General features: G+C 60.5%; 23 protein-coding genes and 2 pseudogenes. 11 read left to right on the top strand and 14 right to left on the bottom strand.

Annotated elements, in window-relative coordinates; translation table 11 throughout:
- Window positions 1-342: 342 nt before the first annotated feature.
- The 4 genes from FH08_RS0101945 to FH08_RS0101930 form a co-directional block, all read right to left on the bottom strand.
- Complete coding sequence (locus FH08_RS0101945; RefSeq protein WP_031356695.1) at window positions 343-1,947, bottom strand: AMP-binding protein; 1,605 nt, start codon at window positions 1,945-1,947, stop codon at window positions 343-345.
- Between the two features lie 72 nt (window positions 1,948-2,019).
- Window positions 2,020-3,261, bottom strand: coding sequence for a thiolase family protein (locus tag FH08_RS0101940; protein WP_031356694.1), 1,242 nt, complete (start codon window positions 3,259-3,261; stop codon window positions 2,020-2,022).
- 66 nt (window positions 3,262-3,327) lie between these two features.
- Window positions 3,328-4,443, bottom strand: coding sequence for a saccharopine dehydrogenase family protein (locus FH08_RS0101935; protein ID WP_031356693.1), 1,116 nt, complete (start codon window positions 4,441-4,443; stop codon window positions 3,328-3,330).
- Between the two features lie 51 nt (window positions 4,444-4,494).
- Window positions 4,495-5,751: an acyl-CoA dehydrogenase family protein gene (locus FH08_RS0101930; RefSeq protein WP_031356692.1), complete on the bottom strand. Its 1,257-nt coding sequence runs from the start codon at window positions 5,749-5,751 to the stop codon at window positions 4,495-4,497.
- Between the two features lie 226 nt (window positions 5,752-5,977).
- On the opposite strand from FH08_RS0101930, the pseudogene FH08_RS0101925 reads away from it, so the two are divergent.
- Window positions 5,978-6,184: pseudogene (locus FH08_RS0101925) on the top strand (inorganic phosphate transporter); the annotation flags it as partial.
- Window positions 6,185-6,241: 57 nt separating this feature from the next.
- On the opposite strand, the gene FH08_RS0101920 reads toward FH08_RS0101925, so the two are convergent.
- A complete protein-coding gene (locus tag FH08_RS0101920; protein WP_031356690.1) occupies window positions 6,242-6,655 on the bottom strand; it encodes an LIC_13387 family protein in 414 nt (137 codons plus the stop codon).
- A gap of 84 nt (window positions 6,656-6,739) precedes the next feature.
- Entirely contained in the window at window positions 6,740-7,129 is a 390-nt protein-coding gene (locus FH08_RS53185) for a VOC family protein (protein ID WP_031356689.1), read from the bottom strand.
- Between the two features lie 322 nt (window positions 7,130-7,451).
- On the opposite strand from FH08_RS53185, the gene FH08_RS0101910 reads away from it, so the two are divergent.
- On the top strand, window positions 7,452-7,880 hold the full coding sequence (locus tag FH08_RS0101910; RefSeq protein WP_031356688.1) for a PRC-barrel domain-containing protein: 429 nt from the start codon (window positions 7,452-7,454) through the stop codon (window positions 7,878-7,880).
- A gap of 223 nt (window positions 7,881-8,103) precedes the next feature.
- On the opposite strand, the gene FH08_RS0101905 is transcribed toward FH08_RS0101910, so the two are convergent.
- The 3 genes from FH08_RS0101905 to FH08_RS0101895 all read right to left on the bottom strand — a co-directional run bounded on the left by FH08_RS0101905 (window position 8,104) and on the right by FH08_RS0101895 (window position 11,384).
- Window positions 8,104-8,616 (bottom strand): GNAT family N-acetyltransferase, encoded by a 513-nt coding sequence (locus FH08_RS0101905; protein WP_051887644.1) that lies wholly within the window; start codon window positions 8,614-8,616, stop codon window positions 8,104-8,106.
- 231 nt (window positions 8,617-8,847) lie between these two features.
- Window positions 8,848-10,527: an ABC-F family ATP-binding cassette domain-containing protein gene (locus FH08_RS0101900; RefSeq protein ID WP_031356686.1), complete on the bottom strand. Its 1,680-nt coding sequence runs from the start codon at window positions 10,525-10,527 to the stop codon at window positions 8,848-8,850.
- A 404-nt stretch (window positions 10,528-10,931) separates the two neighbouring features.
- Window positions 10,932-11,384, bottom strand: a complete 453-nt coding sequence (locus FH08_RS0101895) for a winged helix-turn-helix transcriptional regulator (protein ID WP_031356685.1) — start codon at window positions 11,382-11,384, stop codon at window positions 10,932-10,934.
- Between the two features lie 120 nt (window positions 11,385-11,504).
- On the opposite strand from FH08_RS0101895, the gene FH08_RS0101890 reads away from it, so the two are divergent.
- The 3 genes and pseudogenes from FH08_RS0101890 to FH08_RS48105 all read left to right on the top strand — a co-directional run bounded on the left by FH08_RS0101890 (window position 11,505) and on the right by FH08_RS48105 (window position 13,955).
- Window positions 11,505-12,146 (top strand): NADPH-dependent F420 reductase, encoded by a 642-nt coding sequence (locus FH08_RS0101890; protein ID WP_268810815.1) that lies wholly within the window; start codon window positions 11,505-11,507, stop codon window positions 12,144-12,146.
- A gap of 52 nt (window positions 12,147-12,198) precedes the next feature.
- Window positions 12,199-13,137 carry an SDR family oxidoreductase gene (locus tag FH08_RS0101885; protein ID WP_031356683.1) on the top strand — a complete coding sequence of 313 codons (939 nt, stop codon included), beginning with the start codon at window positions 12,199-12,201 and terminating at the stop codon, window positions 13,135-13,137.
- A gap of 202 nt (window positions 13,138-13,339) precedes the next feature.
- Window positions 13,340-13,955 (top strand): annotated as a pseudogene (locus FH08_RS48105) (NADPH-dependent F420 reductase).
- A gap of 91 nt (window positions 13,956-14,046) precedes the next feature.
- On the opposite strand, the gene FH08_RS0101875 reads toward FH08_RS48105, so the two are convergent.
- Window positions 14,047-14,421, bottom strand: a complete 375-nt coding sequence (locus FH08_RS0101875; protein WP_031356682.1) for a winged helix-turn-helix transcriptional regulator — start codon at window positions 14,419-14,421, stop codon at window positions 14,047-14,049.
- A gap of 111 nt (window positions 14,422-14,532) precedes the next feature.
- On the opposite strand from FH08_RS0101875, the gene FH08_RS0101870 reads away from it, so the two are divergent.
- The 3 genes from FH08_RS0101870 to FH08_RS0101860 all read left to right on the top strand — a co-directional run bounded on the left by FH08_RS0101870 (window position 14,533) and on the right by FH08_RS0101860 (window position 16,355).
- On the top strand, window positions 14,533-15,267 hold the full coding sequence (locus FH08_RS0101870) for an SDR family NAD(P)-dependent oxidoreductase (RefSeq protein WP_031356681.1): 735 nt from the start codon (window positions 14,533-14,535) through the stop codon (window positions 15,265-15,267).
- Between the two features lie 73 nt (window positions 15,268-15,340).
- Window positions 15,341-15,940 (top strand): NADPH-dependent F420 reductase, encoded by a 600-nt coding sequence (locus tag FH08_RS0101865; RefSeq protein ID WP_031356680.1) that lies wholly within the window; start codon window positions 15,341-15,343, stop codon window positions 15,938-15,940.
- Window positions 15,941-15,959: 19 nt separating this feature from the next.
- Window positions 15,960-16,355 (top strand): nuclear transport factor 2 family protein, encoded by a 396-nt coding sequence (locus FH08_RS0101860; RefSeq protein WP_031356679.1) that lies wholly within the window; start codon window positions 15,960-15,962, stop codon window positions 16,353-16,355.
- 237 nt (window positions 16,356-16,592) lie between these two features.
- Here the strand turns inward: FH08_RS0101860 and FH08_RS0101855 are convergent, their stop codons facing one another.
- A complete protein-coding gene (locus tag FH08_RS0101855) occupies window positions 16,593-17,396 on the bottom strand; it encodes a lipid II flippase Amj family protein (protein ID WP_031356678.1) in 804 nt (267 codons plus the stop codon).
- Window positions 17,397-17,678: 282 nt separating this feature from the next.
- On the opposite strand from FH08_RS0101855, the gene FH08_RS0101850 reads away from it, so the two are divergent.
- On the top strand, window positions 17,679-18,473 hold the full coding sequence (locus FH08_RS0101850; RefSeq protein ID WP_051887642.1) for a DUF899 domain-containing protein: 795 nt from the start codon (window positions 17,679-17,681) through the stop codon (window positions 18,471-18,473).
- An 84-nt stretch (window positions 18,474-18,557) separates the two neighbouring features.
- Here the strand turns inward: FH08_RS0101850 and FH08_RS0101845 are convergent, their stop codons facing one another.
- On the bottom strand, window positions 18,558-20,393 hold the full coding sequence (locus tag FH08_RS0101845; RefSeq protein ID WP_051887640.1) for an ABC transporter transmembrane domain-containing protein: 1,836 nt from the start codon (window positions 20,391-20,393) through the stop codon (window positions 18,558-18,560).
- A 206-nt stretch (window positions 20,394-20,599) separates the two neighbouring features.
- Here FH08_RS0101845 and FH08_RS0101835 point away from each other — a divergent pair, with 206 nt between their 5' ends.
- On the top strand, window positions 20,600-20,791 hold the full coding sequence (locus FH08_RS0101835) for a hypothetical protein (protein ID WP_031356675.1): 192 nt from the start codon (window positions 20,600-20,602) through the stop codon (window positions 20,789-20,791).
- Window positions 20,792-20,855: 64 nt separating this feature from the next.
- Here the strand turns inward: FH08_RS0101835 and FH08_RS0101830 are convergent, their stop codons facing one another.
- Window positions 20,856-21,602: a glucose 1-dehydrogenase gene (locus FH08_RS0101830; RefSeq protein WP_031356674.1), complete on the bottom strand. Its 747-nt coding sequence runs from the start codon at window positions 21,600-21,602 to the stop codon at window positions 20,856-20,858.
- A gap of 577 nt (window positions 21,603-22,179) precedes the next feature.
- On the opposite strand from FH08_RS0101830, the gene FH08_RS0101820 reads away from it, so the two are divergent.
- Window positions 22,180-23,268, top strand: a complete 1,089-nt coding sequence (locus FH08_RS0101820) for an alpha/beta hydrolase family protein (protein ID WP_200878698.1) — start codon at window positions 22,180-22,182, stop codon at window positions 23,266-23,268.
- Between the two features lie 36 nt (window positions 23,269-23,304).
- Here the strand turns inward: FH08_RS0101820 and FH08_RS0101815 are convergent, their stop codons facing one another.
- The gene (locus FH08_RS0101815; RefSeq protein ID WP_031356672.1) at window positions 23,305-25,605 is read right to left on the bottom strand and encodes an FdhF/YdeP family oxidoreductase; all 2,301 of its coding nucleotides are present in this window, start codon (window positions 25,603-25,605) and stop codon (window positions 23,305-23,307) included.
- Window positions 25,606-25,669 lie beyond the last annotated feature (64 nt).

Below are 25,669 nucleotides of genomic sequence, written 5' to 3'. Positions count from 1 at the left end.
TCTTTCGTTCTCCTTTCCGTCCACGCCCCCGCTGCGTTGGTAGATAGCGTTGTCAGGGACGAGTCAAACTTGGAGCACCGCTCAATTGCCAGCTCCAGCTCTCGTTGTCATTCGCGCAGATCACGGAACACTACCATGACGTTCCGGAACATGGAATGCACCCTGACCAAGCATATTAGGAGGCGCAGCGGCCACCTGGTATGACATGTTTGTTGTAGTCGAATACGCTGCCTCGCTTGCAGGTCTGCAGGAACCCCGACGCCCACGGTAATTTAGAATAGCCCTAAAATCGCGATTTCGCTCTAATGCGAAAGAACCTATTCGACTCCCTCGCGGCAACCGTCATGGAATCTCAGTGAAAACGCTGTCGCGCCGCTGTTCGAACATGTCGAGGAGATAGCGCTCCAGTGGCTTTTCCGAGGCGGTCTTGGGAATCTCGGGCACGACTTGCAAGAAGGAGATCACCGAACTCGCTTCGAGCTTCGCGCGGCAGAGGCGGAACACCTGCTGCGGGTCGAAGCCCGACGCACGTTTCAGCACGACGGCAGCGACCACATCCTTCTCACCCGGCGCACCGGATGACGCCTTGACGCCGTAGACATAGACGTCCTCGACTGCGCCCGACTCGGCAATCACCTTCTCGATTGGCGCGGGATTGATGAATTCACCGTTATGCCGGATCCCGCCTCCTTTCCGGTATTCGAAGAAGAGCCAGCCGTTCTCGTCTTCACGCACAACGTCGCCCATATGCAGCCAGCCGTCCTTGCTTTTCTTCGCTGATGCGTCCGGGTTGCCAAAATATTCGATCTTGAACGGCGATCCGTCCGCCGGCCGGAAAAGCAATTCGCCAGGCAGCCCAGGTGCGCAGTCGCGGCCGTCGTCGTCGACTATGCGATGCTTGAGCGTAGGCACCGGCTTGCCAATACTGCCGACTGGCCCGACCCCGACGGGCTTGACCGTGAGCCCGCCCTCCGCCGCGCCGTAGAACTCGACGATCCGCACGTTGAAGCGCTGCTCGAACTCGGTCCAGATCGCCGCCGGCATCCCCGCGGATATCACGAAGCGCACGGGGTTGTCTGAGTCGTCCGGCTTGGCCGGCTCGCTGTAGATCGCCGTCGTCATGCCGCCGAGCAGCGTGAAGGTGGTGCACTGATACTTGCGCGTGATGTCCCACAGCCGCGACTTCGTGAAGCGGCGCGACAGCACGGCCCGCATTCCGGTGGCGAGCGATGCACCAAGCGTAATGACCTGGGCGTTGGCGTGGGTCAGCGACAGCCCTGAATAGGGCCGATCGCCGGCTGCGTAGCCGAACATCGCCGGCACCACTGCCGACGTTGCGCAGTAGCGCAGATGCGTCATGACGATGCCTTTCGGATCGCCGGTCGTGCCGGACGTGAAGATCAACTGCATCGCGCTTTCGGGGTCGCGAGTGAGAATGGGCAACTCGGGTACCTGCTCCGGCCGTGCCACGCGGTAAGACAGCACATCGGGAAAGTCAGAGAGTGGCCTCGCGCCTTCGTCCGTTTCAAGCCCGATCACCCACGACAGTTGCTTAAGCGTTCCGCGCACGGCGGCGAGATTGTCAAGCGCGTAGTCGGCGACGATGGCGCCTCTGCACTGCGCGTTGTCGAGCATATAGGCGAGCTTGTCGCCCTTGGTGCGCGGATCGATCGGCACGAATACGGTTCCCGAGATCGATGCCGCCACCATGGCTTCGATGAACTCGGCATGGTTAGCCATCAGCAATGCGAAGTGCTCTCCGGGACGCAGGCCTCGATCAATCAGCACTTGAGCGAGACGCTGGCCGTTTTCCCAGAGTTGCCGGTAGGTGCGCACCTCGTCGGGCCGCACGCCGGCCCCCTCGATCGTGAGTACGTCCCGATCCGGCATGGTCTCGACGCGATTGGCAATCAGCGCGGCCAGGATGGTGTCTGGTCTGGTGCTCATGGCACTGTGTCTCCTGATGATGTTAGATGTCGTGTTCATGCCGAATCTCTGCCGAGCGCCTCGGTCTCGCCGCTAACGTCCCAGAATCGTGATGCTGGCCACGGCTTCTTCCACGCCGCACAAACCGCCGCCGTTCTCGGCAAGCGCGATACGCGCGCCCGCGACCTGGCGCGGTCCTGCTTCACCGCGTAGCTGGGTAACGAGTTCATAGATCTGGCCGAGCCCAGTTGCACCGATTGGATGGCCTTTCGATTCCAGGCCGCCCGATGGATTGATCGGAATCCGCCCGCCGATCGAGGTGTCTCCGCGCTCCGCAGCCACGCCGCCCTTGCCCTGTTCGCACAGCCCAAGTACTTCAGACTGGATGATTTCGCCGATCGCAGTCGCATCGTGTACTTCGGCTACTGATACGTCCTGCGGCGCCACGCCAGCCTGTTCATAGGCCTTGATGGAGCCAAGCCGGACCAGGTGCTGCTCGAACGCAGCAGCAGGCCGGTCGCTGCCGGTCTGGAGCACGGAAGCCAGCACCCGAATTGCTCGTGAACGCCGGCCTTTGAGCAGCTCCAGACCCGCTTCGCTGCATACGATCGCGGCGGCCGCACCGTCGCTGATCGGCGAGCACATCGGCAGCGTCAGCGGATACGTGATGGGAGGCGCGCTGAGTACTTCTTCCACGGAGTAGGCCCGCCGATACTGGGCGAGCGGATTGTGTACCGAGTGCCCGTGATTCTTGGAGGACACCGCGGCAATCTGCCTTTGAGTCGTGCCGAATTCGCGCATGTGCAGGCGCCCCATCGACGCATAGATATCCATGAACACGCTATACGGCTTATCCGACACGCTTCCTTCGGGCGGTTCAATACCCTTGCCCATGTCGAGCAACCTGCGCTTGCCGTTCTCGGTATCGTGTACGTCCCACGCACCGTCGAAAGCACTGAACGTACGCGCCTTGTCCGTCGAGAACATCTTTTCAGCGCCCACGGCGAGCACAATGTCCGCAGCGCCCGCCTTCACGTAGTTCACCGCCAGATGAAACGCCGTACTCGCGCTCGCGCATGCGTTCTCGACGTTGATCACCGGCAACCCGTGCACGCCCATCGCCCGCAAGGCAAGCTCGCCGCGGATCATGTGCTGGCCGTCCATGTGCCCCTGCGTCGAGTTGCCAAAGAACGCGCCCTGCAGTTGCCCTTTGTCGCAACCGGCATCGACGAGCGCTTCCTCCACTGCCTTGCACGTCATCTGCTTCACGCTGGTGTCCAGATGTTTGCCAAAGGGCGTCATCCCGATGCCCGCGACGTACACTTCCTTGCTCATGATCACTTCTCCCTCGCTCGTTGGCTGCGCGACGATGCAACGTCGCGCGTTCCGGTCCACACCCGTTCAAACGCTCTTCACTTCGTAGCTCAGGTAGCCTTCTTCAGCCTGAGCCGCGAGGAGATTGCGCGCGCCAAACGCCCTCGCCGGCGAGACGAAGCCGACCGCATGCAGCTGTCCTCGCAGGATTCGACGTACTGCTTCCGCACCGAGCACGCCGGTTTGCGCGTAGGGGGAATTGCCGCGCAGGATCACGCTGACGGAATTCACGTTTCCTCGTCCTTGACATGACAGCGTGCAACGGTTGACGTCGGGATTCTCGCGAGCAGGCTCGGTTTGGGTCACGGCCTTGCCCCATTCGTTGGTGATCTCTTCCTGTTTGGCTGGATCGAGATGCCGGCACTCCCCCTCGAACTTCTTCAGCAAGCCGACGACCGCATTGAAACGCTCCTGATTTCTGAACGACACCAGCGTCTGGCAATTGCGCACGCGCGGATCGCCCTCGTACCAGATTGGTTCGCCACCGCCGCCCCAGGGCAGCGCGTTCAGCAGCACATGTTCACCGGGCACATAAACCTGATATGGCGTCGCACAGGGCCATTGCACGAGCTCTTTATTGCGCAGGAAGAACTGCGGCTGCGTACACATCCGCAGAAACGACATCGTGGACGCGACGCTGACTTCCGAGTCCCCGAGGTAGATCACGTCGAGCGTGTCGATGCCCGGGGTCTCCAGCGCGATCTCGGCCGCCAGATTGCCTTCGGTCCACATGTAGGAATTGCCGGGACACAAGGCCAGATCTTTTGCGGCAAACGCCTCGCCATACGTGCGCTTCAACAAGGACATCCAGTCGGTTTCTCCCGTCGTGTCGATATAGTGGCAACCCGCCGCAAGGCTGGCCTCGACCACGGGGCGTCCAAGCTGCATGAATGGCCCGACGATGTTGATGACCGCCTTCTTGCCTTTGAAAAGTTCGGTTAGCGCGTTCGTTTCGTGCTCGACCGCGACGCATTGGTAGTAATGTCCGGCAAGTTCCGGCACCTTGGACATCTCCTCTTGCAGCCGCTCCTTGTTGCGCCCCGCGGCAATGAACGGAATCCCGCGCTCGGCGAGCTTCCACGCCGTGAGCTTGCCTGTGTAGCCACTCGCTCCATAGAGCACCACTTCGTATGTCGTTGCCATTCGTCATCTCCTTGAGGTTACTTGTCGGATTGCTTTGCCACCGAGCGCGATTCAAAGCAGATCGGGGTCGATCAGGTAATAGCCGCCCTTGATCGCGAGGACTTCGTTGCAGCCGTCCTCGATCAGGGACGCACGCGCGTCACGCCAGATCTTTTCGATCGGATACTCACGCGTAAGTCCGTTGCCGCAAAAGATCTGAAGTGCATCGTTGGCAACTTCGAATGCGGTTTGGGTCGCGGTGATCTTGGACGTCATTGCTGCATGCAGCGACGGATTCGGCGACGAGAAGTTGTAGTGCACGACACGGCGCGCGAGAGCACGGGCCGCTTCCACCTTCCTGAACATGTGGAAGAGCCGAGACGCCACCGACTGATGGCGGATGATCGGCAAGCCGCCCTGCTTACGTTCATGCGCGTAGGCCAGAGCGTGTTCGAAGGCAGCGCGTGCGGCGCCGGTGAACACGGCGCCCATGATCGCGTTGGCAAACGTGTGAACTGCATAGACGGCGTCAGCGTATTGATCCGGGCCGGCGAGGATGTGATCCCTGGAGAGCTTGACGTTTTCAAAGAAGATCTCCCCCTGGTTGAGGGCGCGCTGGCCGATCTTGTCGAGTGGCTTGCCACGCGATACGCCTTCCGCGTCCATCGGTACGATGATCACGGCCCCGCGCTTCGTCTCCACACCAGCGCCACTATCAGCCGCGCAGTAGAGAAGGCAGACATCCGCTACGATGCCGTTCGACACCCATGCCGACTTCTGCCCATTGATGATCACCTCGTCACCGCGCAGCGTGGCAATGCAGTTGGGCCGCCCGTAGGTTCCCTGCGGGTGCAGGATCATGCCGTTCGCGTCCAGCATGTCGGAGCCGTGATCGGGTTCCGTGATGGCCCAGCAGCCAAGCTTCGAATCTGGCGCAAGCGCCCGGCAAAACGGGTTGCCCAACACCGTGCTCATCAGCGCCGGGAGCAACCCGGCACCGTACGAAATGGCGAGTCCGGAGTCGCCCCAGCCGAGCTCCTCGAACAGGATGCACATGGTCTGGGCCCGTTCGGCGGGTTCGAGCTCAAGCAGCCCGTCGACGCCAAACCCCAGTTCGACATATTTTTGGCGGGCCTCCCAGTAAGGCGACCCCGGCGCGATGGCCTCCTCCGGCGTCATGCGATCAAGTTTGACGCCGACGGGGCGCATGACCTCCTCGGCAAAGCGATGGACCGTCTGCTGGACCATCTGGCCCATCTCCGACAACTCAGGCTCGGCGCCTAGAGGGCCGAGTTTGTGCGTTGCAACGTGGTTCGATGCGGTTGTCATGTCTCATCCTTGGAGGTTGTCAGGTGTATTGTTTATAGGAATACTTAATTATTAATGGCATGCTCGACCGACCATTGCGCGACAGCCGATCACCGCTGCAGGCTGGTCACGCTGCTTTTCGATGTCCTCTATGTAAGTCATGGTGTCCGCGCGAAGCGCTGCGCAACATCCCCCTTACAGGGGAGCGTGATTGCATGGTCGGAGGCATTAGGGACGACCCGAATACGCGACGCTGACCGTCGGCGTGGCCGACATGTCTGGCTTGGCGGCATCGACGAAGCATGTGCTGCCGTCGGGTGTCACGGGCACCAAGGCCGCTAATGGTTCGGGACTGCGGTGGAATACCGAATGCAATCTTGTGATGGCGTGGGGACTGACATTGCCAGCGTCGATCGCGCTGGCGGTGGTGCGCTACTGTTTGTTCCGCAAACTTCGTGTGGTTGTCCTAACCTTTCTCTCTCATCGCACCCGAACGAACGGGCGCTTATTGTCAGGCCCGCGATAGCGCAATGCTGGCGACATAGCAGGCCAAGGAAATGCTGACGCCCGTGAAAGGCACATTGAACCAATAAACCTTGCCGAGCACAACAAAACCACCAAGCATTAATAGCCCCACAACGAGCAGGAACGGTGACCGAAAGAGCAGTTGGCCGTGAGCCAATGCGAGAAAGCCGAAAACCAGACCGAACAACATAGCCCCCATGCTGTGGCTGACATTGAAGCCCACCCAGGCCCGCCACATTGTTGTTTCTTTCGTAATGACAGGCGAAATCTGGCTCATGCTGATTTGCAGCGCGGGGTCACGGGGCGTGAGCTTTGGCCCCCAGAACGTATAGACGAGGTGGACGACTCCGAGCGTAAACATAATGCTCGCACTGAGAACCATGAGAATTTTCGCGGCCAAGATGTTCTCCCTGTTTTCGAGGTTGAATCCTGAGTCAAGCGGCGTGTAGCAAAGCATCAAGCGCCCCGAATACACTACGCCTCGTCAGGAGGACCAGGGGGCATTTTGCAAAACGATCCGGTATCCATCGAGATCCTGGAAGGTTCGACCCGATATGTCCCAATAGGGATTGAATGACGTCACGCAAACGAATCCGTTCTCGATCAGGCGCTCACACGTCGACTGCCAGGTTTCTCGATCCGGAACGTAAAACACCAGCAAATCGTCGGGCGTCGGAGTTGGCGATAGCGGGTGTTCGCGACATTGGGTGAACTCGAAGTGATAGTCCATTCCAGCACGCCCTAGCATCACCCCATCGAAGCCCTGGTGATCTTGAAATCGTGCCAGCACGATCAGGTTTAGCGCTACGCAATACATGCTCTCTGACCGGCGGAGATCGCTGACGGGTCTGGCAATTCTGAGTTGTGCTTGCATTGGATGGTGTGGTCGCGATCGTGGTTAAAGGTGCGCGCCGGAGGAAGCACCGGTCATCGCCTGCTTTCAAGCTCCAGTCCACTCTTTCCGTTCGGACGCCATACCTCGCCTTTGTCAGAGCTGGCATTGAAGAACGCAATGATATGCCTCGCCGCGAGCGAAAACATCGTGTTATAGGCATCCTCGGCTACGGACCTCTTGACCGCTGTCAGCGACCTATGTCTCAGCAACTCTGGTGCTTTGTCGGAACGGAAGGACGCAACCTGGCGAGCAGGCCCGAAACTTGCGCATTCCAGGCACCCTAGTGAAATGAGAAATCGATATGAAAATTTGGCAAAGCGTGACGATTGCAACCCTGCTTGGCGCGGCAAGTATGGGCGCGCAAGCACAAGTGGCCGGCACCCAGCCGCTGTCCGTGACGGTCCAACAGTCGCAAGCATTGCTGCAGGGCTGGAGCGCTAAAAAGAGCATCCTTGGGAAAGCGGTCTACAACGACAAGAACGAGAAAATCGGTTCGATCCTCGATCTGGTAATTTCACCGGATACGACAGTGTCGGCGGCCGTGATCTCCACCGGCGGCTTCCTTGGCGTCGCCACGCACGACGTCGCAGTACCCATTGCCTCGCTCGACATCCGCAACGGGAACTTCTATCTGGCAGGTGCAACGAAGGAGGCGCTCAAAGACACACCTGAATTCCAGTACAGCAAAGTGGAGACGCCTGCGAAGCCGAGAAAGATTCAAGCGCAATAACTACGAAGTACACGCTTCTCGCGAGACTTATGAAAAAACCGCGTTGAGCAATCAGCGCGGTTTTTTTTTGGTAGTGCAAGCGATCTTTTGCGGCGAACGTGACGATTCGATCCACAACTGACCTTCAAGCTTCTCGAAAGCGGCCACTCGGGGAAATACATAGGTCGCGTTGGCGACATGTATTTGGCGATGTCCAACAGCGTTTAACGACTGCGAGCGTGCGTCAATTCCTTGCGACCATCACCTTGTTCTCGTGTTTGATACCGCCAAGTTCAAAGTACGCGACCCCTTCCTGCGTTAACCCACGGGAATGATAGAAGGAGATCGCCTTTTCGTTTCGCGAGTTAACGATAAGCCAGATTGCACGATTTCCAGTTCTTGCCTCTGCAATCCCTGTGGCATAAGCCAGCAATGCCGATCCAATCCCACGACCAGAAAAAGAGTCTTGAATGTAGAGTGTTTCGATCTCGATGGGAACGTCCGCATGGTACGAACCAAAGCGCATGACAATATAGCCGGCAAGATTTCCTTCCGCCTCGGCAACCAACAGAACGGCGCCCGGATCGTTCACGAGAGTCAGGATTTTTTCAGGCGTAAATGTCGCCAGGACATATTGCGCGATGACCTCGGACACGCCCGCCGCTGCATAGGTATGCACCCACACATGTGCGCCAAGCACCGCGATACGCGCTGAGTCTTCCGGCCTAGCTTTTCTTATCGAATGAGTGGCTTCCATCTTACTCTTTTTTCAGAGCCCGTTGGCAAAGGTGGATTCGATGTGCTGACAAGCACCTATTGTCGGCGATGTAGGCCATATGGTCGAACGTCCCTTCATGGCCGGACCCAGTCCGACGTTGAGCTTGCGGATTTGGCCGCCATTGATCTGTCCGCGTCGAGCAGAAGTCGACCCTATATAGATGATCCGTTCCGCTTTCGCTGATGCTGGTTGCACTGCCAGGGAATTGACTCAGGCGATGACCTTCTGCTCGCCGGCAGCCTGCTCGCGCATGCGACGGGCTTCGTCGCGCAGGAACTGCTGGTAATCGTCCAAATCGCCGTCGAAGGGCTCAACGCCACCCTTGGTGACGAGCCAGAACTCGTCACATACCGCGCGCAGCAGGGACCGGTCGTGACTGACCAGCAGCACTGTGCCTTCGAATTCGTTGAGTGCCATGCCTAGCGCTTCACGTGTGGCCAGATCGAGGTGGTTGGTAGGCTCGTCGAGCAGCAGCAGGTTGGGACGCTGCCACACGATCATGCACAACACGAGCCGCGCCTTTTCGCCGCCGCTCATCGTGCCGACCTTCTGATGGACCATGTCACCACTGAAGTTGAAGGTGCCGAGGAAGGTGCGAAGCGATTGTTCGGTGCCACTCTGGCCGGGGGCACGCATGTTCGCCGGCGTGTCTTTGGCCAGGCGGATCATGTGTTCCATCGGCGTGTCGAGCGGACGCAGCACGTCGAGTTCCTGCTGTGCGAAGTAGCCAATGTTCAGGCCTTTGCCTTCGCTGATTTCGCCGGCAATCGGCGCCAATTCGTGCGCCACCGTCTTCACCAGCGTGGACTTGCCTTGCCCGTTGGCACCCAGAATGCCGATGCGCTGCCCGGCCATCACGGATCGGCTGATACCCCGCACGATGACCGTGGGCGGCGTGCCCGGCAGTGCGTCGGTCGGCGCCGGGTAGCCGAAGCTCGCGTCCAGCATCGACAACAGCGGGTTCGGGACGTTGAGCGGCTCCTTGAACTCGAAGGTGAACTCAGCGTCGGCAAGCACGGGTGCGATTTTCTCCATGCGTTCGAGCGCCTTGACGCGGCTTTGCGCCTGCTTCGCCTTCGAGGCCGTGGCCTTGAAACGGTCGATGAATTTCTGCAGGTGGGCGATCTTCTCCACCTGCTTGGCCATCGACGCTTGCTGCAACAGCAGTTGCTCAGCGCGCATGTCTTCGAACTTGCTGTAGTTGCCGCCGTAACGCACAAGCTTGGCGTTGTCGACGTGCACCGTCACCTGCGTCACCGCGTCGAGGAATTCGCGATCGTGGCTGATCATGACCAAGGTTCCTTGATAGCGCTTGAGCCACGCTTCCAGCCAGACCAGCGCGTCGAGGTCGAGGTGATTGGTCGGTTCGTCGAGCAACAGCAAATCGGACGGGCACATGAGCGCGCGCGCCAGTTGCAGCCGCATGCGCCAGCCGCCGGAGAAACTGTTGACCGGCTGGCTAAGCTGCGCATCACTGAAGCCCAGGCCCAGGATCAGCGCCTGGGCGCGTGCGGGGGCATCGTGCGCACCGGCGTCGTGCAGTTCCATGTAGGCGTGCGCCATGCGCATGCCATCGTCACTGGCCTCAGCGGCGGCTACTTCGGCCTGCGCGGCCAGCAGTGCGGTATCACCCTCGACGACGAAGTCGGTCGCACTCTGCTCGGTCTCCGGCATGTCCTGCGCGACCTGGCCCATCTTCCATGCAGCGGGAATCGAGAACTCGCCGCTATCCTCGTGCAGCGTGCCGTTGAGAAGGCCGAAGAAAGACGACTTGCCGGCGCCATTGCGGCCGACAAGGCCAATCTTTTCGCCGGGGGTGAAGGTGACGGACGCGCTGTCGAGTACGACATTGACGCCGCGGCGCAGGGTGACATTACGGACGGAAATCATAAGGAGCTACTTCGAAGAGGATAGGCATGATAGCCGACCGGACGTACAGGGATGTCTCTTTTCTGGCCGCACGAGTTAAGAGCTGCTTGCGCTTTGCGGCGCCCACCGGCCACAAAGCGAGGCGGGTACTGGCGCACCGGGCGTTCCGGCTGCGGGACCAGGAACAGACAGTGAGTGACGTCCGGTGGCCGAACCCGGTCTGCCCCTGATTGAGCGGAGTCGGCCGCCGTTCATCGACGTGGGTGTCGGGCAGAAGTCGTCCCTGAGCAACCGCTAGGGTTGGTGAAGCATTAATGGTGGGTTCCAGAACCGTTTCGGACATCGGCCCCGCTATTCGCTGCAGGTTGTAGCCGGTGGTGTGCAGAGCGTTCGTGCGACGTGACAGGGCGCGCTTGCCGTCTTGCTCATTCCTTGCTCTCAGGAAACATACATCCGCCATTACGGACGAGCGCCTTCACCTCTTCGCTCACCTGCATCGGGTTTTGACTTAATCGAGCGGCGAACGCTTTGCTGCGCCGCACGTACGACTTCGAATCGTGCTTCGCGCTCCAAAGGACGATGCTAAGCACGATGGGAATTAGGTCCAGGCCCTTCTCGGTCAGCGTGTAGAAGTCGCGGCGCCCATCGTCGGGGCTGGGCGCCCTCGAGAGAATGCCTTGCGCCTCAAGAAACGCGAGGCGGGAAGCAAGGACATTGGTCGCGATTCCCTCTTCCGACTTCAGGAACTCGCCATACGTCTTCTTGCCAACAAAAACGATGTCTCGAATGATCAAAAGCGACCACCGGTCGCCGAAGATCTCTACGCCGTAGTTCACTGCGCAATGGGACCGAAGGTCTTCTTTAGATGTCGTCTTCATCGCTAGATCATAACATCACTTGCACGGTGCAAGTAAAATCCATTGTTTACTTGTTTTTTGCAAGTAATGTGAATAGGATGGTTGCTAGTGATTACGAGCACCACCCAACTCACCAGGAGACTGCACATGAGCACTATCAGCATCATCGGCGCAGGTGGCATGGCCGCAGCGATCGGCGGCCTTGCCGCCAAGGCCGGACACACCGTCGAGGTGATCAATCGCGACGCCGCCAAGGCGCGGGCGCTGGCCGGGCAGGTCGGAGCCGGCGCGACGACAGGAACGTTCGGCGCCGCCCCGGCCGGGGACATTGTCATCCTGGCGGTTCCCTACGCCGCAGTTCTCGACGTGGTGAAGCAGTACGGCGAAGCGCTGGCAGGCAAGCTTCTTGTCGACATCACCAATCCCATCAACTCCGACTTCACGGGCTTCGTGACCCCTGTCGACAGTTTCGGCGCGCAGGAGATCGCCAGGGCCGCCCCTGCCAATACGGATGTCGTCAAGGCGTTCAACACCCAGTTCTCCCACGTCCTGGCTGCTGGTCCCGCCGAGGGCCACCCGTTGGACGTGTTCATCGCCGGGGACGACGCGCAGGCGAAGGCACGCGTTTCGGCGTTCATCGAGAGCCTCGGACTGCGCCCGATGGATACCGGGCCGCTGCCCATGGCGCGGACGCTGGAGAACGTCGCCCTGCTGTCGCTGGGCCTCCTCATCCACTCCGTCAAGCACACCAACTTCTCAATCGGCGTCAGCCTTCTCGGCTGAGTGCACCGGTACCACCGCTTCTCGCATCACATCACTCATAAGGATGACTAACATGCATGTTTTCGTCACTGGCGGGACCGGCCATATCGGTTCGTACATCATCCGCGAGCTCATCGCCGCCGGCCACGAGGTAACCGGCCTGGCTAGGTCGGACAAGTCCGCGGCGGCGGTGTCCGCGCTCGGCGCCAAGGTGCGTCGCGGGGATATCTCCGACCTCGATGGGCTCAAGGCAGCGGCGACAGAGTCCGACGGCGTCATCCACGTCGCGCATAGGCAAGACCTGCTTCCCTCCGGCGGGCTTGACGCCGTGGCCGCTGCGGAGCTCCAGATCATGCTCGCGTACGGCGAGGCACTGGCCGGAACCGGAAAGCCGCTGGTCGTGTCGGGGAGCATTGGCTCGCCCGGGTGGGAAAACCTGGGCCGGCCAGCCACCGAGGAGGACCCGGCCCTACCCGGCGGCGATGCGTACAAGGGGACCCTGCGGGTTCGCAACGTCGTGGAGCTCACCGTAGTCGGCCTCGCGCAGCGGGGCGTGCGGTCTTCGGTCGTGCGGATTCCTCCCATCGCGCACAGCACGACCGATGCCGGCTTCCTCCCGCTGCTGATCGGACTCGCGAAGGAGAAAGGCGTCATCGGCTACCCCGGAGACGGCGCGAACCTGTGGCCGGCCGTGCACAGCCGCGACCTCGCCTCCTTGTTCCGCCTGGCGCTGGAGAAGGGTCCGGCTGGCAAAAGCTGGCACGGGATCGAGGGCGAGGGCATCCGGTTCCGCGAGATCGCCGAGGCCATTGGCAGCCGTCTGGGCCTACCGGCCGTGAGCATTCCCGTGGACGTACTGATGCTGCCCGGATACTTTGGGTTCCTCACGAATATGGTCACGCTGGACCTACCGGCGTCCAACCTCATCACCCGCCAGACCCTCGGCTGGGAGCCTGCTCAGCACGGCCTGCTGAAGGACCTCGACAACGGTCACTACTTCCCTGCCCTCTGAGTTGAGCTGAGGCAGGAAGCCGAGTCGCAACGAGCTTGGCAGACAGCAATGTCGCGACGCCGTGATTCATCCGTGCAAAGACTCTGTTCACCCGGAGATGGCATGAGGGATGACCCACGCGGCTCGGCACACACGGAACATTTACCGGGGGATGCCCCGTTTAGAAAGTACGAGCACCACTCAACTCACCAGGAGACTACACATGAGCACTATCAGCATCATCGGCACAGGTGGCATGGCCACGGCGATCGGCGGCCGCATCGCCAAGGCTGGATACACCGTCGAGGTGGTGGGCCGCGACCCCGCCAAGGCCCGGGCGCTGGCCGACAAGCTCGCAGCCGGAGCGACCACAGGGACGTACGGCGTCGCGCCGGCGGGCGACATCGTCATCCTCGCCGTGCCGCAGTGCAGCGGCGGTGGTGACCGAGTTCGGGGATGCGCTCGACGGCAAGGTGATCATCGACATCACCAACCCGGTCTCCCCCGACCTCACGGGCCTCGTCACACCCCACGGCAGTTCTGGTGCGCAGGAGATCGCCAAGGCCGCCCCCGCCGGCGCGCATGTCGTGAAGGCGTTCAACACCCTCTTCGGCCCTGTACTTGCTCGGAGTGGACGCCTCGACGCGTTCATCGCCGCTGACGATCCTAAGGCCAAGGCGCGCGTCTCAACCTTCCTCGAGAGTCTCGGGCTGCGTCCGTTCGATGTCGGCGGCCTCCACATGGCCTCGACGCTCGAGTCGCTCGGCCTGATGCTCATCGGCCTGGCCAAAAACGGCGCCGGCACCTTCGATATCGCCTTGAACGTCGATGACGGCTAAATCACCGACACCCCGTGCTCACTAGCAGACCCACAGCCGCCTTCCCACGAATGCGCAGTGTCGTCCGGCTCAGCATTTCTTCAGCATCCTGCTAAAGCAAACGGTCGCGCTCAGCGAGCATGCTCACCATTTCTGCCATGTTCTCGGTTCCCCAGGTGCACAGCGGGACAATCTTGTCGGCCAGACTGCGCCCGAGCGGGGTCAGCGCGTAGTCCACGCGGGGTGGCACCTCCTTGTAGTCGGTCCGCGCCAGCACGTGATCGGCCTCCAGTTCCTTCAATTGCTGGATCAGCACTTTGGCGCTGACGCCGTGGACGTTGCGCTTGAGCTCGCCGTAGCGCTTCGGGCCGTCGAGCAGGAAGTACAGGATCAGCGGCTTCCACTTGCCCGCGATGATGCTGAGCGTGGCGGCGAGCCCGTAGGAGTAGCGGCCACCGCAGTTTTGATTTTGAGAGCAGTCAGTCATTTTTCATGGTTACCAAAAGGTGCATACTTGTCCTTAGGTTATCAGAACTGCATACTTGTCTCAAGCAAGCAGTTCCCTGCTTCCGTACTACTCCAAAGAAGGATGCAGCACATGACCAGATTGAATGGAAAGACCGCAGTGATCACCGGTGGCGCTACTGGCATCGGCCGCTCCGCAGCAAAGCGCTTTATCGAGGAAGGCGCCTTCGTCTTCATCTTCGGCCGCCGGCAGGAAACGATCGACGCCGCTGTGGCCGAGCTCGGGCCCAATGCCCGCGCGGTGAAGGGCTCGGTCTCGAATGAGGCCGATCTCGACCGACTCTACGCAGCGGTGAAGGCCGAGCGCGGAACCCTCGATATCGTCTTCGCCAATGCCGGCGCGGGAAGCCAGGCTGCGCTCGGCAAGATCACCGCCGAGCACATTGACGAAACCTTCGACACCAATGTGAAGGGTACGATCTTCACGGTCCAGAAGGCGCTGCCTCTGATGGGCGAAGGCGGTTCGATCATCCTGACCGGATCGAGCGCCGGCACCACGGGCGCCCCGGGAATGAGCGCCTACAGCGCGAGCAAGGCGGCAGTGCGCAACCTCGCACGGACCTGGGCGGAGGACCTGAAGGGCACCGGCATCCGGGTGAACGTGCTGTCGCCCGGCGCGACGGCGACCGAACTCGCGAAGGAAGCGCTCGGCGAGGAGGGCCAGAAGGTCTACGCCGCGATGACTCCGCTGCAGCGCATGGCCGATCCGGCGGAGATCGGGGCCGTGGCCGCCTTTCTCGCGTCGTCGGACAGCAGCTTCATGACCGCCAGCGAAGTCGCCGTTGACGGCGGCCTGGCGCAACTCTGACACGCTACGCCCGGCCGGCCGCTCCATTCGATATTCGGAGCGCCGTAGGGCGTGGCACACCAAAGGAGAACCTATGAGCTACGCAATTATTGGCTTCGGCAAGATCGGCCAGGCGCTTGCTAAGGCGTTTGCCCGAACCGGCATCGAAGTATCCGTTGCATCCACTCGCGATCCGGAAAGCTTTGCATCCGCTGCGGCCGCGATCGGACCCGGGATCATTCCCAAAAAACTGGCGGAAGCGGTCAAGGCGGACATCGTCTTTTTGGCTGTACGTTTCGAGTCGCACCGGGATGTCGCAAAGGCGCTGTCCACCTGGCAGGGGAAGACCATCGTCGATGTGACCAATGCCTACGGCGTGTCCCCTGAAGAACTGGGAGGACAGCCTTCTTCCAAGGTCGTCGCGCAGGCCTTCACCGGTGCAAGACTGGTTAAGGGCTTCAACCATTTGGGCGCTGCCGTCCTTGACCAGGATCCGGCCGTACAGGGTGGCAGGAGAGTCGTGTTTCTAGCGAGCGACGATGACGGCGCCGCAGCGGAGATTGGTGCGCTTGCGGAAAATCTTGGTTTCTCGCCGATCAAACTTGGCGGGCTTTCGGAAGGTGGACTGCTTGTGCAGGCGCGCGGGAATAGCTGGGGTCAACTGATCTTTAAGGAACTGGTCAAGTTCGACTGATGAACATGGAGAGATTTCGATGAGCACGCAAGAGAATGTCCAGATTGTGAAGGATTTTTTTGCAGCAATGGGCCGTGACGATAAGCAAGGACTGCTGGCGATTTCTGCAGAAGACATTGAGTGGATCATTCCGGGCGAGTGGGCGCTGGCCGGCACGCACCGCAGACACGCGGGATTGGCGGATTTGCTTCAGAAGGCTTCAGAAATGGTGGAAACGTCATACCCGGAGCCCCCCGAATTCGTAGCGCAGGGCGACCGGGTTCTGGTCGTCGGCTTCGCCACGGGCAGAGTCAAAGCGACGAATAGGACGTTCGAGGACAATTGGGTCTTCGCCATTACCGTTCGAAATGGCAAAGTGACGAACATCCGGGAGTACATCGACACGCTTGCACTGGCGCGGGCTTCGGAACTTTAAGGCTGAAGCTAGCGATGCATCTAACAACAATAGTCGATCAGTTAAGTCGAACTGAGTATGTGGAAGTCGCAGGCAGTAGCGGCAATTGACCCGACGAACAAAATCATGGACTGAGCGTCGCTTAGCTGCGAGCAGCGGACCTTCGAATGTCCGACTCCTTCTCCGGTCGACTGACCGGAACCGGGCCGGCCTCTGCCTGCCGTTGCAACGGGCGAGTCTCCGACTGATCAACCTCGCTTAGATAGCTTCCGCCACACGCACGATCAACAGTGCCGCTGGAATCAGCATCGCCTGCGCCAGAATAGTGCCGACGACACGAGCCCCGATCAACGTCGTAATCGCCCGGCGGAACCGATTCTCCGTGACTCGACCTTCAATAACGTCATCGGTCATGACCGATATTTGCGGATCGATGATGACCGTCAGGACAATGGTCGCGAACCCGTTGATCACCGAGGATAGATTCGCGCAGGTCACACGTAACTCGGGTTTTAGATAACCGGCGTACAACGAAGCAAAGACACCCACGGTCCAGAGTGCCATTGCGAAAACATTCAAGGCAATGACCTTCCAGGACACGCCGGCGCCCGTCGCCAATTGGGTGACGTTAGCCCGCGACGGAAGACGAGCGCCCCCGCGAATATAAGAAATCCCCCCTCGGCTGAAGACGTGCAACGCGAGGCGAGGAAGGGATCGATGTATCTGAAAGTGAATCACCGCGCGGCTGAAGTAGCGCTGGAACGTGGGAATGAGGAGCGCCCCTATCACCGTGGCAACGGTTGCCGCGAGGAGGAAAAGCCGGAAATCGGCAAGCATGCCCTGCTGGACGTGGTGAGCCAGGTCTTCTTCAACGCGCTTTGCGAGGAACGGGCCTTGAAAGGAATTTGCCGTGCGCGAAACGAGCGCGATGATACCGAAAAGCGCGAACGATACGGCAATTCGCCGAGTGCGAACGCCTGCGATCCGAACCGCGTATGCCAGCGTCGCGATCACGTGGATAACAAACGTGAGCGCGCAAATTATCAACAGTTGAGTGTCCATGGTTCAGGCAGTAGTCGCGGCCGGAGCAGTCTACACGCCATAGCGTCTCAGACGATCGCACGGTTCAACGCGCCGACAATCCCCCGCTTCGAGCCCACGCGCCGCGGCTGTAGTCAGCATGTCGATCGGAATAGCGCCGCACTTGTTACTCCCAAGGTTCGATTTCCGGTGCCAAACTCACTCATAGCCAATAACGAACAACGAGCGATGAGCAGCAAATGGAGTCGCGCTTCACAGCCAAGAGGCGCGAGAATTTGTCCCAACCAGGAGATTGCAAAAGCCATGACACCATCATCCGAGAACGGACGGAAAGGCGGACAGCCTGCCATGCACACACCACCGATCGTGTCGTCGCAGGCGTGGGAGGAGGCCCGCGAGCAACTGCTCGTGAAGGAAAAGGCCAACACCCGCGCCCGTGACGCACTAGCCGCCGAGCGTCGGCGCATGCCGTGGATGGCTGTAGAGAAGGCATACGCGTTCGACGGGCTTGCCGGTAAGGCCAATTTGCCCGACCTCTTCGATGGCCGGCGCCAGTTGATCGTCTACCGCGCCTTCTTCGAGCCGGGCGTGTTCGGCTGGCCCGAGCACGCCTGCCGGGGCTGCTCCATGGTGGCGGATCAGGTCGCTCACCTCGCCCACCTGAACGCCCGTGACACTACCCTCGTCTTCGTCTCGCGTGCGCCTCAGGCTGACATCGCACGGCTGATGGAACGGATGGGTTGGGAGATCCCGTGGTTCACCCTCACGGACAGCTTCGACGTCGACTTCGGCGTGGACGAGTGGCACGGCACGAATGTGTTTTATCGCGATGGCGACCGCGTCTTCCGCACCTACTTCATCAACAACCGCGGCGACGAGCAGATGGGGGGCACCTGGAACTATCTCGACATCACGCCGCTGGGCCGTCAGGAGGCCTGGGAGGACTCGCCCGAGGGATACCCTCAAAGCTCAACCTACAAGTGGTGGAACTGGCACGACAGCTACGTCGCAGACGCGGTGCCCGATAAGAAGTGGGTAGAGGTCTCGGACGCCGGAGAGGCGGCGTTCCGGAACCAGGACGCGATCGCGAAGCCATGAACCAGAGATGTTCCGTTCGATCCGAAGGGCGGCGACGCTCAGTCTGAGGAGGCGCTTACGGCCGTAGAGCGAAAATCCGCCTCATCACGCAGAGTCGACACGATCGCGCACAGCGCCAGACCGCCCCGTCTGCCCCTGCTGCTCGCCGAACTGCAGGGCAGCAAGCTGCGCATAGAGCGGCGAGCTCAGAAGGAGCTCGGCGTGACGGCCTTGCGCAACAATGCGGCCTTGTTCCATCACGACAATGCGGTCCGCTTGCTGCACCGTAGCCAAACGATGCGCGATGACCAGCGTAGTGCGGTTCTGCGCGGCATTGTCCAGCGCCTTTTGCACGAGCCGTTCGCTTGCTGCATCGAGCGCGCTGGTGGCCTCGTCCAGCAGCAGGATGGGCGGATTCTTCAGGATCGCACGGGCGATCGCAATGCGCTGCCGCTGTCCGCCGGACAGTCGCACACCGCGCTCGCCCAGGAACGTGTCGTAACCTTGCGGCAACTCTTCGATGAAGCCGGCCGCAGCGGCCATGTCGGCAGCACGCTGCACCTCCTCGAGCGTGGCTTCGGGCGCGCCGTAGCGGATGTTGTCGAGCACGCTGCCGGAAAAGATCACCGATTCCTGTAGCACTACCCCGATTTCCCTGCGCAACTCGACAAGCGGCACTTGCCGCGTGGGCACGCCGTTGATCAGGATGACTCCGACCTGCGGATCGTAAAAACGCAGCAGCAGTTGGAACAGGGTGGTCTTGCCTGCCCCGGACGGTCCAACCAACGCGACATGCTCACCCGAGCGAACATCGAGTGACAGGTTGGAAAGCGCGGCGACACCCGGGCGGGACGGATACGAGAAGCTGACGTTATCAAAGCGGATGCCCTCCCCGCGCGTGGGCAGCGGCACGGTCGGCTCGGCCTCTACCACCGGCGAGCGCGCCGACAGCAATTGCAGTAGCCGCTCGGTGGCGCCGGCGGCCCGCTGCAGGTCGCCCCACACCTCGGCGACCGCTCCCACAGCGCCAGCCGTGAACACCGCGTAGAGGATGAACTGGGACAACTGGCCAGCAGTCATTCTCCCGGCCAGCACGGCCTGTGCCCCAAGCCAAAGCACGAACACGATGGCAGTGAACACCAGCACGATGACCACGGCGGTCAACCACGCGCGCGCCCGGATGCGCGTGAGCGCTGTTTCAAAAGCCAGCTCTACCGCGCCGCCGAACCGCCGCGCCTCAAAGGGCTCCTGCGTGTACGACTGCACGGTCGGCATGGCATTGAGCACCTCGCCCGCGACCGCGCTCGCGTTCGCTACCTTGTCCTGGCTCGCGCGCGAAAGGCGCCGCACGCGCCGGCCAAAGATCACAATCGGCGCGATCACCACAACCAGCGTAGCGATAATGTAAGCCGATAGCACCGGACTGGTCACCGCCAGCATCGCTACGCCGCCGGTAAGCAGGAAGAAGTTACGCAACCCCAACGACAGGCTGGTGCCCACCACCGTCTGGATCAATGTGGTGTCGGCGGTGAGCCGCGACAGCACCTCTCCGGTCTGCGTAGTCTCGAAGAACTGCGGGCTCATCTCCAGCACGTGGTCGTAGACCGCACGCCGCAGGTCAGCCGTGACCCGCTCGCCCAGCCAGGATACGAGGTAGAAACGCAGCGCTGTGGCGCCGGCGAGTATCAGCGAGACAACGAAGAGTGCGAGGAAATAACGATCGATGTGTGCCCGGTCGCCGCTGGCAAAACCACGGTCGATGAGGTACTTGAACGCCACCGGCAACGCCAGCGTGGCCCCCGCCGATGTCACCAGCGCCAGGAACGCAAGCGCCCACCGCCCGGCATAGGGGCGCAGGAAGGGAAACAGCGCAAACAGGGGGCCTATGGCCCGCGAAGGCGAAGGCGGCGAAGACGACGGCGGCGGGACAGCGTCAGGCATTGAGATTCCAGGTGGATCGAAGGTCTCCCCGATTGTGCCAGTGCTGCAGGTTCAAAGACGCACTACATGCAACCGCGGCGCCGATTCATGCGTGCCTCGGCATTCGCCACGTCTTGTTCCAGACCGCGCACCGGCGGATACGCCGCTTGCCGCAACTGTCCATCTGTATCAAGATCAAACCGACTCATCCGGAACGAGCCATTCTCATGACAGACAATCCCGATCCCGACAAACTGAAGGGTCCCGGCGGCCTGACCTTACGCCAGATCCATGAACAGGTTCAGAAGAGCGTCGAGCGCGACCGCAACGAGCAGGCAACGCGCAGCACCCTCGCTCCACCGAAGAGCCGGTGGCAACGTTGGGTGCGCTACGTTTGGGGCCGCAGCGGCCGTCGCTAGCGCTGGTTCGATGCCCGACGGGACCACAGCGGGTCCGCGCCGGGCGCGATCATCCGTCCAAAGATCAGCGCATGCCGCCGCTCGCGACAACGTGTTCGCCCGTCATCCAGCGGGAGTCGTCCGACGCAAGAAACACTGCGATCGACGCGATGTCATCTGGCTGACCCAGCCGGCCGAGCGGAGTCTGGGCTAACGCCCACGCGTCAAGATCGGACCCGATTATCCCCCCGCTCTGGGTACCCTCGGTCACCACTACGCCGGGATTAATCGAGTTCACGCGGATTTTCCTGGGGCCCAGTTCGCGCGCCAGCACGCCGGTAATCGCATCGACTGCGCCTTTCGTGCCGCTGTAGACGGCACTTGCCGGCGGCGTAATACTGCTGACGACCGAACTGACATTGATGATGCTGCCGCCCTCGCCCAGATGACCCACAGCGGCCTGCGTGGTCAGCAGCACGCCTAGTACGTTGATGTTGAACTGTTTGTGGAAGTGTTCTTCGGTGATCTCTTCGATCGTCGAGAATTCGTAGACCCCCGAGTTGTTGACCAGGATGTCGAGGCGTCCGAACGTTTCGATAGCCGCATTGACAATGCCTTTCGCGTCCGCTGCCTTCGACACATCGCCGCCGACGGCAACTGCCCGGCCGTCGGCCGCTGTAATTGCTGCAACAACGGCATCGGCGCCCGCCTTGCTGCTTGCATAGTTGACGACTACCGAAGCGCCTTCTGCTGCGAGCGCCTTGGCGATTGCGGCTCCAATACCCTTGGACGCACCTGTGACGACGGCCACCTTACCTGTGAGCTTGCTCATGATCGTTTCCTTGAAGAGATTGGTTACCGTGGACAATGACTGGCTGTTTCTGGGACCAATCGATTTGCGTTGATGCAATGTAGACATCTCCTCGGCCGCGATAAAGCGGCGCAAAACGAATTGACTGGAAGGATTTCACGAACAATTGAAGGTCAGTAGATTTTGACCGAGAGTTCCGTACCACCCTTGATGGGCAACTTGACGGACAAAAAGCCGTTTGAACGATCGCGAATGAAATCGACATAGTCCGGCTCGCCGTTATCGTTCATCAGTCAATCCTCGGGTGAAAAACTGGAAATGTCATATCTGAAAAAATGGGGCCGCTGCAAGATCAAAAGACTCAGGCGATACATCTGTGCAGGTCTCTGAAGTGGAGACGTTTCAAGCGCCGGAATATTGTGGACAACGAGGAATAATTGACTGGAGGTTCGCGCGGCCTGCGTTGCAGCTAAGGCCTTACGAGTGCCGCAAATTCGGTGCACACTGACGGTCCGGGCTGGACTAGCCGGCTCCCGCCGACAAACCAGCGGGGTTCAAGTACAACGCAAGTCAACCTGCTTGTTGGGAGAAGGCAAAAATGATCCCTCCTCTGCTGGCGAAATGTGGACTGATGCGTCCTGCAATGGCGCTACTGTCCTGCTGCGTGGCCACGTGGTCGGCGATGACGTTCGCGCAAACCATACAGCCCGAAACTCTGTATCCGGTCGGGATGAAACAGCTCGAATATGTGGATGCGGCACAGGGTGACCGGCATCTCGCGCTCACTCTTTTTTACCCAGCTGTACTGAACAAAACCGACGTGCCGGCACGCATGGTTTTCTTCACCAACCTGCACCTCTACAAGAACGCGCAGGTGGTCTCGGACTCTGTAAAACGTCCGCTCATCATGTTCTCGCACGGTCATGGCAGCAACGGGCTCTACTACGCCTGGTTTGCCGAGTTCATGGCGTCGCGCGGATATATCGTGGCTACGCTCTATCACTATCGCGCGAACACTTACGACGCGACGATCATGTACACGAGGAGCAAGCTTTGGCAACGCCCTGTCGACATCAGCAAGGACATCACGTTCCTTCTGAACGATAAAACCTGGGGACCGCATATCGATCCGAATCGGATTGGCGTGGCTGGCCATTCACAGGGAGGCTTCACCGCACTCTGGATTGGCGGCGCAATGGTGAACCCGGACAAGTACCTCGCCTACCAACGCGCCTGGAAGAACAACGAGTTGGTGCCGGCATCACTGCGCAAGGAGCTGCCGCTCGATGCCAAACCAGCGCTCAAGGTATCCGACAGCCGCGTGAAGGCCGTTTTCGCCATGGCGCCGGGTGACTTGCCGGGTTTCGGAATGGACGAGGAAGGGGTGGCTCAACTGAAGCTGCCCACCTATATCATTGTTGGCGCGAGGGACACACAGGCGCCACCTAAAGAGAATGCCGAATTCGCGGCCAAGTACGCGCCCCACGCGCAACTGGATGTGATGCCTGGCCTGGTCGATCATGAAATCTTCGCCAACGAATGCGACCAGGACGGAAGGGACACGTGGCCGGAAGCGTGTATCGATGCGCCGGGCGTAGACAGGACCAGCCTGCACGGATACATCGGCAATGCCGCGCTGAAGTTCTTCGATACCAACCTGAATGTCCAGCGAGGCCCGCAGGATTAGCCGGTCTACGACATGTTCCCCCCAAGCCGCCGCATCCTATCCCGCGACCTCTCTGTGGGGTGACCGGAAAATCCGGACCGGCACGGACTTATACGAAGGCGTGCCGCTTTCTTCATCGATGTATTCGAGCGGGACCAACACGTTCGCCTCGGGGTAGTACGCACCGATTGCACCTCGGGCGATCTTGTATGCGATCACGGTGAACCCCGAAAGCCGGAATGTACGGTCGTAGGCCAGCGCCGTTTCCACGTCGACCAGATCGCCATGCTCCAGATTGTGCAGGGCCATGTCGTCTTCGTTCATGAAAATGACGTCCCGACGCCCGAACACACCACGATAGCGGTCGTCCAGACCGTAGATCGTCGTGTTGTATTGATCGTGGCTGCGCAGCGTGGTCAGCGTGAGAATATCGGCGGACATTTGCTCCGGCCCTTCGTTCAGCCCGACAAACGGTATGAATTCCGCCTTCCCGGACAATGTCGGCCACACGCGCTCCGTTGGCGGCAGCGGGAGCCGGAAACCACCCGGCTGGCGAATACGCTCGTTGAACGCGGCAAAATCAGGGAATACGGCTTCGATCCCGTCCCGAATCAGGTCGTAATCGTCGATCAACTTCGGCCACGGTACCGTGCTGTTCGTCAGCGTCGCTTGCGCGATACCGGCGACAATCGCAGGCTCGGAGCGCAGATGCTCGGACGCAGGCGGAAGTTTGCCCCGTGACGCGTGAACCATCGACATCGAATCCTCGACCGTCACCGCCTGCACGCCACCGGATTGCTCGTCCAGTTCGGTGCGACCCAGGCACGGCAGCACGATCGACTCCTTGCCGACCAGAAGATGGTTGCGGTTCAGTTTCGTATTGATGTGTATCGCCAGATCGAGTTTGCGCATAGCCGCAAACGATGCGCCGGAATCCGGAAGCGCCACCGAAAAATTGCCGCCCAGGCACATCAGCACTTTCGATTTCCCACTGGCAATCGCCTGAATCGCACGCACTGCGTCGTGACCATGTGTCTTCGGAGGCACGAATCCGTAAGTGCGCTCGATGCGCTCGAGCATGTCCTTGGACGGTTTCTCCGTGATGCCGACCGTTCGATTACCCTGAACATTCGAATGACCACGCAGAGGGCAGATCCCCGCGCCCGGCTTCCCGAAGTTGCCGCGCAAGAGGAGCAGATTGGCAATTTGGTGGACGTTCGACGTTCCCTTGTTGTGCTGGGTAATGCCCATGCCGTAGGTGACAATGGTCGCGTTCGACTTGATGTATGCCTTCGCGACCGCCTCCAGCGCATCGCGCGGCAGGCCGCTCATTGTCTCGATGTCTTCCCAGGCCGTCGCCTTGATATCCACGACGACTGCATCGTAACCGTTCGTATGCTGGTTGATAAATTCGTGATCGATGACCGATCCGTCTGCTCCGGCGGCGTCGTCGAGCGCGATGATGGCTTTCTGAATGCCCTTCAATGCGGCGGCATCGCCGCCCACCTTGACCTGATAATACGAAGACGCAATGTCGGTCGAGCCGAACGTCACCATCTCCATCGCGCTCTGAGGATCGGCGAATCTCTCAAGCGCCCGTTCCCGCAACGGATTGAACACGATGATCGGCACGCCGCGGCGAGCGATTTCGTGCAGCGTTCCCATCATTCGCGGATGGTTCGTGCCGGGATTGTGTCCCATCGCGATGAGCAATTCGCAGTGCTCGAAATCGTCGAGTGACACCGTTCCTTTCCCGATCCCGATTGACTGAGGCAAGCCGACGCTGGTCGCCTCGTGGCACATGTTCGAACAGTCGGGAAAGTTGTTCGTACCGAATTCGCGCGCAAAAAGTTGATAGAGAAACGCGGCTTCGTTCGATGCCCGGCCCGATGTGTAGAACTCAGCCATGTTGGGATCCGGCAGCGAACGCAGCACCTGCCCGATACGTGAGAACGCCGCCTCCCAGGTGATCGGCACATAGGTATCCGTGGCATGGTCATACGCCATCGGGTGAGTCAGGCGCCCCTCATCTTCCAGCTGGTGATCGGACCAGTCGAGCAACGACGTCACCGTGTGCGCCGCAAAAAATTCGGGCGTCACGCGCTTTTTGGTGGCTTCCCATGTCACGGCTTTCGCACCGTTCTCGCAAAACTGGAAGGTCGATCTGTGCTCTTTGTCCGGCCATGCGCAACCGGGGCAGTCAAAACCATCGGGTTGGTTCGTGCGCAGCAAAGTCAGTGGCGCGACAGTGGCGTCCATTTGCTGCCTCACCGCTCTCGCCGTGGCGTTCAACGCCCCCCATCCACCTGCAGGACTGTCATATCGCTTGATGCCAGCAACTTCCCGACGCTCAGCCATTTCCGATCTCCCGTGTCAATCCACCATTTAGGCATGACATGCCAATACGGTACCGATGGTCACC

Origin of the sequence: Caballeronia sordidicola, from assembly GCF_000729995.1 — a bacterium.
Taxonomy (GTDB): domain Bacteria; phylum Pseudomonadota; class Gammaproteobacteria; order Burkholderiales; family Burkholderiaceae; genus Caballeronia; species Caballeronia sordidicola_A.
This window is presented reverse-complemented; position numbering and strand designations above follow the sequence as displayed.